9 protein-coding genes and 4 tRNA genes are annotated in these 9,315 nt (G+C 50.3%); 1 reads left to right on the forward strand and 12 read right to left on the reverse strand.

Going from position 1 to position 9,315, the window contains the following annotated elements; genetic code table 11:
- The 12 genes from ABWV76_RS21820 to ABWV76_RS21875 form a co-directional block, all read right to left on the reverse strand.
- On the reverse strand, positions 1-127 hold a 127-nt coding region (locus tag ABWV76_RS21820), incomplete at its 3' end, for a GTP-binding protein (protein ID WP_353377279.1).
- Between the two features lie 129 nt (positions 128-256).
- Positions 257-331: transfer RNA gene (locus ABWV76_RS21825), tRNA-Thr, on the reverse strand.
- Positions 332-400: 69 nt separating this feature from the next.
- A tRNA-Gly gene (locus ABWV76_RS21830) sits at positions 401-474 on the reverse strand.
- 60 nt (positions 475-534) lie between these two features.
- Positions 535-618: transfer RNA gene (locus ABWV76_RS21835), tRNA-Tyr, on the reverse strand.
- Positions 619-728: 110 nt separating this feature from the next.
- Positions 729-804 (reverse strand) — tRNA-Thr (locus ABWV76_RS21840).
- Between the two features lie 194 nt (positions 805-998).
- Positions 999-1,688, reverse strand: coding sequence for an SPOR domain-containing protein (locus ABWV76_RS21845; protein WP_353377272.1), 690 nt, complete (start codon positions 1,686-1,688; stop codon positions 999-1,001).
- Positions 1,689-1,702: 14 nt separating this feature from the next.
- Positions 1,703-2,452 carry a type III pantothenate kinase gene (locus tag ABWV76_RS21850; protein WP_353377273.1) on the reverse strand — a complete coding sequence of 250 codons (750 nt, stop codon included), beginning with the start codon at positions 2,450-2,452 and terminating at the stop codon, positions 1,703-1,705.
- The gene (birA, locus tag ABWV76_RS21855) at positions 2,449-3,450 is read right to left on the reverse strand and encodes a bifunctional biotin--[acetyl-CoA-carboxylase] ligase/biotin operon repressor BirA (protein ID WP_353377274.1); all 1,002 of its coding nucleotides are present in this window, start codon (positions 3,448-3,450) and stop codon (positions 2,449-2,451) included. The genes ABWV76_RS21850 and birA overlap by 4 nt, the downstream gene beginning before the upstream one ends.
- A 5-nt stretch (positions 3,451-3,455) precedes the next feature.
- Entirely contained in the window at positions 3,456-4,568 is a 1,113-nt protein-coding gene (alr, locus tag ABWV76_RS21860; protein WP_353377275.1) for an alanine racemase, read from the reverse strand.
- Between the two features lie 25 nt (positions 4,569-4,593).
- The gene (locus ABWV76_RS21865) at positions 4,594-5,787 is read right to left on the reverse strand and encodes an ABC transporter permease (RefSeq protein ID WP_353377276.1); all 1,194 of its coding nucleotides are present in this window, start codon (positions 5,785-5,787) and stop codon (positions 4,594-4,596) included.
- Positions 5,784-6,536 (reverse strand): ABC transporter ATP-binding protein, encoded by a 753-nt coding sequence (locus tag ABWV76_RS21870; RefSeq protein ID WP_020411095.1) that lies wholly within the window; start codon positions 6,534-6,536, stop codon positions 5,784-5,786. Before ABWV76_RS21870 ends, ABWV76_RS21865 begins: the two co-directional genes overlap by 4 nt.
- Positions 6,533-7,954: an alpha/beta hydrolase gene (locus tag ABWV76_RS21875; protein ID WP_353377277.1), complete on the reverse strand. Its 1,422-nt coding sequence runs from the start codon at positions 7,952-7,954 to the stop codon at positions 6,533-6,535. The genes ABWV76_RS21870 and ABWV76_RS21875 overlap by 4 nt, the downstream gene beginning before the upstream one ends.
- A 189-nt stretch (positions 7,955-8,143) precedes the next feature.
- Between ABWV76_RS21875 and ABWV76_RS21880 the strand changes: the two genes are divergently transcribed.
- Positions 8,144-9,100 (forward strand): hypothetical protein, encoded by a 957-nt coding sequence (locus tag ABWV76_RS21880; protein ID WP_353377278.1) that lies wholly within the window; start codon positions 8,144-8,146, stop codon positions 9,098-9,100.
- Positions 9,101-9,315: the final 215 nt, after the last annotated feature.

The following is a 9,315-nucleotide window of genomic DNA, read 5'->3' on the forward strand; positions in this document are numbered from 1 at the left end:
CACCGCCCCATACTTCCGCACATACGCGGGTCAGAGCAGCGGTCAGGGTGGTTTTACCGTGGTCAACGTGACCGATGGTGCCCACGTTCACGTGGGGCTTGGAACGTTCAAACTTTTCTTTTGCCATTGCAGCCTCCTAATATAGGTGAACCGTTAACGATCCCACCCATGTCCAGAACATGCGCATCCGACCCGGAAAACCCCGACCCCGGACACAAACAACCGCAAGAGCTCTCACCCTCGCGGCTATTAAAAATGGAGCTCATGGGCGGATTTGAACCGCCGACCTCACCCTTACCAAGGGTGTGCTCTACCCCTGAGCTACATGAGCAAATATCTCGCCAAACCAGGCGACCACAAGGCTTGCCAATCCGGAGGGTATTCCAGCTGAACCCATAACTGGAGCGGGCAGCGGGAATCGAACCCGCATCATCAGCTTGGAAGGCTGAGGTTCTACCATTGAACTATGCCCGCTTGCGGGAGCCTCCAAACGAAACAATCCGTTTCGCCGGCAACACCTTACGGTGTAAAAAATGGTGCAGGGGGGTGGATTCGAACCACCGAAGCTTTCGCGTCAGATTTACAGTCTGATCCCTTTGGCCACTCGGGAACCCCTGCCTCAATGCGGGGTGCATTCTCTACACCTTCCGCTGCACTGTCAACATTTTTTTCTTTAAATTTCACAGACTTACCTGCGAAATTTAATGTTGAACAATGCCGGGATAAAATGGAGCTGGCGAGAGGAGTCGAACCCCCGACCGGCTGATTACAAGTCAGCTGCTCTACCAACTGAGCTACGCCAGCACTATCCCATTCATTGGCGAAGTTGATTGGTCAGCCTCGTCAATGGAGGCGGGATTCTAGGGGAAGTTATCCTGACAAGCAACACCCTTTTTACAGATAAATCGGAATTTTTTGTGTCGCCATTTGCCTCATAGAGAAAAATTCAGCCGCTAAATATCAAGCCGTGAGGATTAAGACCTATAGTCGAGAGCCTTTCAGCTCGCCACTTCTGAACAAAGATTTCTGCGCCGATCCAGCTTGGGGTGCTCTTCCTGCAGATGTTGCCAGAATTCTCCAGCCAAACGTTCAGCCTGCCCAGGCGCCAACATAATCCAACGCTCCATATGAGTCTGAGGCTCTTCACGGAACTGCGCCCCAATTCCCTTTTCCGCCAGTTCTTCAGCAAGACCTTCTGCGCGTTCGCGTTCACTGAAAATACCAAATGATATACCGTCGGCAAGAGCACCCTTGGGGATTACATAGCTATCGATACCCTGGGCCTGCAGTTCACGCAAACGGTTGAATGCCTCTCTACGAGAGTTCAGCGGCGGTAAAAAAACCCAGTAACGCATCTGCCCTTGCATTTGAATTTCGCGAAGACTGGCAGAAACCTGGAGGGCGGAGAGACGCTCCACTATATCCTTCCCCAGATATTCTTCGGGAAAAGGCCCGATCAAGGTACACAACTGCTCTCCAGAGACCTCAGTGGCTAACGGGGCCGTCTCCTCTTCCACTGGGGGCAGCTGTTCTGGCGATATTTCACTAACCAAGACAATTTCCTGGATTTCAGTGCCCCGACCTGGGCTGACAACACTGACGGTGCCATCATTAGCTGGGGATGCCGCCATAAACCAGGCAAACACCCCCAGATTAAGTATCAGTAAGAAGAGAGCGATCCAACGCATAACAGTCTTTATATTTAGGGATTACTCAACGCCAAGCCATCCAGTACCAACTCCGGCACCAAGTGATGCTCACTTTGATAGAGAGAGGACAGTAGCGCCCCATCTCCACCGGTAAGCCACAGTAACGGCTCCCCACCAGTATAATTTCGCAGTTGATCAAGTGCCCGATCGATTGCCCCAAGCACCATTAGAAATAGTCCGCGATTAATGGCCTCACCGGTATTGCGCCCAGCACTTAACGATGTCGTCAATGTAAACGCCTGCGCACTCTTGGCCGCATGAGTATCCAGCCGCAGAGAGCGCTGCATTAAACCTATACCGGGTACGATATACCCACCAAGGTGACCTCCGTTATTGTCTATCAAATCTAGGGTAACCGCGCTGCCACAGTCCACAATTAGTGCTGCACTCTGGTCCCGGCCATATGCGGCAAGCATCGCCAGCCATCGATCAGTACCTAACACCTGGTGGTTGTCATAGCCACAGGTAACTCCGGCACATTCTTCGAGTACCTGTGAGAACTCCACATCCAGAGAAAACAAGGATCTTACATGCTCTGACAACGACTCAGCGACTACGGGGCCCGCAACATTTACCACGCGAACCCGCTTGGGCTGCAACTCCAGGCCCAGCTTATCCCAGCCGCCCGGCATACGACCTTCACGCAAGTCGGAGGTACCAAAATGCCCGCGCATATCTACCTGCCCTTCGTTTAACAGGCGCCATTTGCCACGGGTATTACCAATATCCAGTTCCAGAATCAAACCTGCCCCCGCAAAGAGATTTCCCCTCCATGAAAGTGTTTCAGCTCTCCATCCATATCTAAAATTAAGGCACCTTTGTCATCTACCCCAGCGGCGATACCGGCCCAAACCTGAGAACCGGCCTGCAGTGTGACCGGTTGGCCGGCAAATTGATCCAGCTTGGTCCAGGCATCCCGGTAAGCACTAAATCCTCTTTGTGGATATTCGTGCAATAACGGTAACAGCTCATCCAATATCGCAGCCACTAAATGGTTACGCGGTATCCCCGGGCAAATCTGCTGCAAATCCGCCCAAGGCTGATCAATTTCAGTGGCGGTTTCAATGCGCAGGCCACTATTCAGCCCTATGCCGATAACCACAGCACAGCGATCGGTCAGATCCCCCTTGAGCTCAAGCAAAACCCCTGCAAGCTTCCGGCCACGGCACCAGATATCATTGGGCCATTTCAAGCGGATATCCGGTACCGAAAAACGTTCTAATGCCCGCGCCAACGCCACCCCTACCGCGAGGCTCAGTCCCTCCAGGCTTTGCACTCCGCCGCTGAACTCCCAGCCGACAGACAAACTCACCCCAACCCCATAAGGGCTGATCCAGCCTCGACCGCGACGCCCTCGACCAGCACTCTGTCTTTCTGCAAGCATGGCAATAGCATGCCCACTACCCTGCTCCATGCGAGTTAAGAGCTGCGTATTCGTCGAGCCCACCTCGTCAAATAAAATCAGCTCGCGTAAAAGAGCATTGGAATTATCCCCAAGCCCCTCGTAAATCTTGTCCGAAGAGAGCAACTCCAACCCTCCAGGCAAACGGTAACCCCTCCCTTTAACCGATTCGAGAGCCAATCCGTAATGCTCAAATTTCTTTAATTGCTTCCACACTGCAGCGCGGCTTACTCCAAGGGCTGCACCGAGAGATTCCCCAGAATGCAGATTACCATCAGCCAGTAATTCCAATACCGGGCGTAACTGTTCCAGTGAGCTTTTTGCGATAGTGTCTTGCAAGGCGATCAACTTTTTATATAGCGACGAAAATAACGATGTCCGAGGCTGGTCAACACCTCATAACCAATAGTGCCAGCGTATTCTGCCACCTCATCCACCGTTAGCTCTTTATTGAGAACATCTATGGACTGCAGAGATTCCCGGTCTTGGTCGGATAACGCAGAGATATCGAAAGTAGTGGAATCCATAGATATACGACCGATTATCGGTAGATGGCGACCGCAGGCCCAGCCGCGGCCCCGGCCACCCTGAGCCCGGATTATACCGTCTGCATAGCCACCCCGAGCCACTGCCAGCCAGCTTCCTGCTGCAGCCTGTTGGGTCGCTCCATAACCAACAGACTGTTCGCGACTGACAAAACGCTTTTGCACTATCGGTAGACTGAGTGCTACTGTGGGCCTCATTGGATTGGGAGTACCGGGAACCGGGTTAATCCCGTAGAGAGCAGATCCGGGGCGGGCAATATCAAAGTGATAATCCTCACCGAGGAAAATGCCTGAGGAATTAGCGAGGCTCAGCTGCACCTCGGGACACAGTGAACGCAGCCTCTCACCAGCTTCTTTAAAACTGCGCAATTGAAAGCTATTTTGTGGATGGAGCGGCTCATCCGCACAAGCCAGATGGCTGAGAAGGATGCGTATATCCGCGGAGCCAAGTAATTGCCGGTCCCCCAGTAGTAATTCAAACTCCTCCTCGCTGAGACCCAGGCGGGTCATACCCGAATCCACTTTTACCGCACAGGGAGCCACTAATTCCGCGCGAGCACATATTTCGACCCAATTGCGCAATTGCTCCAGGGTAAACAGTGTTGGCATCAACCCTGCATGGGCACACTCTAATTCTGCCCCATTTCGCACCCCGGTTAGAATAACGATGCGGACCTCGTCCCCCAGCTCTCTACGAAGACGCTCCCCTTCCGCTTGGGTTGCAACAAAGAAGTCCCGGCAGCCTTGCCGGTAGAGGGTCGGCGCTACCTGGGTCATACCTAGGCCATAGGCATCCGCCTTGACCACAGCGCCACAGCGGGCGCCACCAGCCAACTTCTCGGTCAGATCTAGATAGTTATCAGCAATTGACTGCAAATTAATACTCAGCAGCCCCTCGCGGAAGTCATTCATGCCAATACAACTCTCAATTCATCAGCTAGGTAGCCCCAAGCAGGCTCTCACGACTCAAAGCACGTGCACCTACTAATATACACAGCCCAACCAAAGATAGGGTGACCAAGGAGCCAGCAAGAGCCAAGGGTACAGGTATCGCCTCACCTGCCATTAACAGGCTGAGCCATTGTTGCTGCCCGATTAAGGGGGTCAGTTGCCAAGCGGGTGAGTCCAATTTAATGTCAGATAGATTTACTATCATCAGCAATGCGACAGGTAATCCCTGCAAAATGCTCAGCTGGATTTGTGCATCTTTAAAGGACTGGGAGCGCAGGGCCAAAAGAATCTGGAGAACAGCAACCAGCAATGCCAGTGGCAATAACAAAAAACTCATAGCCACCAACTCGGCTATTCCTGCAGAAAACTGCACTCCAATTTCTGCCAGTGGTAAAAGAGTAAATGATAGCGTTAAAACTGCGAGCGAAAGAAGTGACCCAAACCAACCGATACTGGTTACGGCGAGCACTTTCGCCACAATAATCTGCCAACCATTCAAGGGTTGCTGCAATAAGGTTTCGATACTCATGCGCTCCCGCTCTCCCGCAGAGGTGTCGATAGATGGAGCTGCGCTGCATACCATCAACGCCATAATCAATAGCACTGGCACCATAATTCCTAAAATAGCTAACCCCCGGCTGGACGGAGTGCTAACGTCCCTTATTTGTAACTGCCAGGGAGTAAGAACCTGAGGCGCAATACCACGTGCTGATAAACGCTGCTGCATAATTGTTTTCTGTAGGGTACCCAGGCGCTCCTGTATAAGCTGAATACCTCGCCCACCAGATTTACTTGAACCATCAACATACAAATAGACTTTGGGAGACAGGAGATTGCGATAGTCTGTCTCAAATTCTTTGCCTATTTGTAGGACAGCATCATATTTATCCTCAAGAAGTTCACGTGGAATCCCCTCCCTCAACTGATCAATCCGGAAACCAGTTCCATGTAATTGATTCTCTAATAAAGGGGCATAGTCACTACCTACAATGGCAATATTTAAATTGGTTTCGGACACTACCTTAAAAGATAGGGCACCACTTCCAATCATTATTGCTGGAAATAAAAGGGTAAAACCCAATGCAATCATTAAAGCCCGCCGATCACGCCAAACTTCAAGAAGCTCCTTTAGAACCAGTGCTTGGAATTGCTGTGATAAAACATTATCGACAATACTCATGCTACCTCTCCCTGCTGACGCTTCCCTGCCCTTTGACCATAAGCAAGCTTCACGAAACTATCCTCAAGGCTGTTACTACCTGAACGTGTATTGAGTTCGCCCGGGGTTCCACTATCGACAATAGTGCCATTTGCCATGATCAAAACAGTATCGGATAGCTCTACAACCTCAGCCATAATATGGCTCGAAAATAAAATTGCTGTTCCCTCTGACCTCAAGTTTAAAAGAGTTCTACGCAGTAACCTGGCAGCAAGCACATCTAAACCACGGGTGGGCTCATCCAAAATCAGATGGGAGGGCCGATGTACTAGCGCCCGAGCGAGAGACACCTTCATTCTCTCCCCTTGAGAAAACCCTTTTGTTCGACGATTCCAAAGGCTGGATAGCTCTAACTCTTCTCGCACAGATTGCAATGCAAATTCTAATTTATCTCCAGCCAACCCTTGGGCACTGGCGAAAAAGGACAAATACTCCGCTACGGTAAGACGTTCATAAAGTCCCTCCCGGTCTCCAACCACGCCTAACTGCCGACGTATTTCCTTCGGATACTTTGAAACCTCCAGGCCACCAACATAAGCATGCCCACTATCTGCTTTTAGTAAACCGGTAATAATGCGAAGACATGTCGTTTTGCCCGCACCATTGGCACCCAGTAAGGCTGTTATCTGCCCATCAGCAATAGAAAAGTTCAGGTTCTTCAGTACAGGGGTTCCCGAAAACTGCTTACTAACCGAATTAACTCTAATCACTGCCGCTCCCCCCCCTGTTCCATTCCTTTTGAATCAGAACCGCCTCTCCGATCCAACTCTGGTCCATAAGCTCCAATCATGAACGGCGGTCTGTGAATATCCTTCACACAAGCTTGATCCAGCTTCACTTCAGGTGAAGTAAGAAATTTATCAATCAAATCAGGAATACAACCTCGAATGGAATTAATATGTCCTCCCCCCATTACTACCAGGTGCTGCTTATTGGAGAGATAATCAAGATCCTTTTGTGCATAGATTGGCGGCGTGATCGGATCCGCTTCACCCGATATTAACAATACTGGATGGTGACGGGGTTCAGGTTTGCTATAAAGCCTTTTAGGCACAGGCCATACATCACAGCCACGAGAAAAAAACTCAAGAAAAGCCCTGCCAATAAAAGCACCAGCAATATCCGCAGCAACTTCTTCCTCGCTGATTCGATGTAACTCCTCTGAGCAGGCAACAGAGAAAGTCAGGCCCAGGGACATTCCCGTTGTTGTATCTGAAAAAAATCCCGCTATACCGGCCAATGGCAAGTAATTACCTGAGCCTGCTTCAGTGATTGCAAATGGCAGTTGCGCAGACGCTTCGGGAGAGTACAAAGCCGCCCGGATCATGCTTTGCAAGGCCCAAAGTGACATGGGTTGCTCGGATATTCTCCCCGTAACTGGATCCGGAAATTTTTTCGCAGCGGAATCATCCCAGTTAATCAGCAATTGTTCCAATTCTCCCCGCCAATCACCAAACCGGGAGCAGGCTAAATCGGATTGACAGTCTCTCACTAAAGTTTGCAAGGCATGCTCAGCAGCCGAAGCCCCTAAAAACACCTTTGTATCTATAGGTGCTACCGCATCTAGTACCAAGGCAGTTAAACTGTCCGGATACCACTGCTGATAAAGTAAAGCTGTCCGTGTTCCCCAGGAACCACCCCACAGGGAAATCTTCTCGTGGCCGAAATGTTTCCGCACCAGTTCAAGGTCTTCAATGGTCTGGCGGCTACTGAGTGAATTGGCAAATGTTGTTTGTTGCAGGTAGCAATCTGCCAGTGATTTTGAGATCACTTCCAATTCGTTTGGCGTATTGCGATCAATACCGCAGCTAAATGGGCGGGATAATCCTGCACCGCGGCGATCCACCAATACGATTGCACGCGTTTGGTTTATTTTACGAAACTTGTTCAGCAGGATTGCAAGATCACTCGCCGCCTGCCCAGGCCCCCCCGCGAGTAGATAGAGAGGCTCTTCTCCGCTTTCATCCAGCGCGGGAGAAACCATTACGGCCAGTTTAACTTGTGTGTCCTCTTTCCCAACTGTAATCCGAGAACACTGCAATGAGTATTGCCATCCATCAAGATAGCAATCGTCAGCCCCACCATTTCCTTCGGCCGCCATAGCACCATGGGCGATAAAAAAACCCATTACTAAACAACCGAAATATAACCTCCGCATCCATACCACGACAGCTTCTCCTAATCTATTTGTCGAGTACCCCAGTGTATCTAAGCTCAAGTAAACCTGTCCTTTACCATCCCATGTCAATGAATTGCATTAGCACCCTCCTCCCCACAGTGGTAAGGTTTCCGTTTTAGTTTGCCCATGACTGCACCCATGAGCTTTTCAGACCGTGAAAAACACCTAATCCGAGCCGCCTTTGCCTGGGGCCAGATCACCCAACAGGAAGGTTATACTCTCTCTGACCTGGAAATTGAGAAGTCGGTACTTTTTCGTCGCCTACTCGGTGGTCGACCACCACTCGCATTCCCTCCGCCCTTGCGCCATGGATTCCCCTGGTACGATGTAATCGAAGGGCGCGCTGAGCATATTGTCAGCGCTTCAGAGGCGTCACCGGAATGCAGCATCATCGCTCCAGGCTGTAAAATTGGCGATACCTGCATTTTGATTGATGGCGCCTTCTGGCGGGTTGTAGAAACTATCCGCGAGCGGGAAGAATATATCGTCGAGTGGGGTCAATACCCTATGCAGTGGCGCTTAAGAAAACACTGGGAAGTCAATTATGAGATGACCCAGCAGCTACACAGCTTCCGTCGGGATAACCCCAACGAGGAAGTTAGTTTTGACAGCTATCTTGGGCAGCGAGAGTATCGTGAGTTTCGCATCGATGATGATCAGACAGTCTGGCTGTGTGAATGGCAGTTAAGTCGTATAAGTCTCTCTGGTTGGGTTTGGGTTGGCACATTACGCCCTCCAATAGTTAACAACTTAACCTCGATCTATGAAGACTCACTTGGGCCTATGGTTCTCGGTGAAGAGGGTGTGGTTAAAGGCACAGCATGGCTTCGTATTGAAGAAGCTGACAAGGAGTCCCGTTTCGTTCAGCTGGAGGGAGAGCATGAGTATCACTTCTTATCTTCAGCTAATGCGATCGCACTAAAGGGCCTACTACACCAGCTCCAAGAAGAAACAGAAACAATTACTATCCTGGACTGGGCCCAGGGTAAGCCACTACGTAGCTTTTCTCTTCCCGCACAGCTGGTTCCTCTTGATGAGCTGAGCCTAAAAGAAATGAATTACGATCTGGTCCCAGAAAATGCCTATGAACCATAGCAAACTATCTTCTGCATACTTCAGCACAACCTAAATAAAAAAGCCCCACTCAGAGGGGCTTTTTTATTTCCCTCTTATTCCACCCAAGCCAAACTTTCGATCACAAAGACTTCCGTGCCACCTTTAATAAAACTGACATCTCTGTCTAAACAGGTAGTTGTTTATAACTGATGACAAGCGGATGAAGAGACGGTTACTAACAGAATCCATGGATA

The organism is Microbulbifer sp. NBRC 101763 (genome assembly GCF_040371615.1).
In the GTDB taxonomy this organism is placed as follows: Bacteria; Pseudomonadota; Gammaproteobacteria; order Pseudomonadales; family Cellvibrionaceae; genus Microbulbifer; species Microbulbifer variabilis.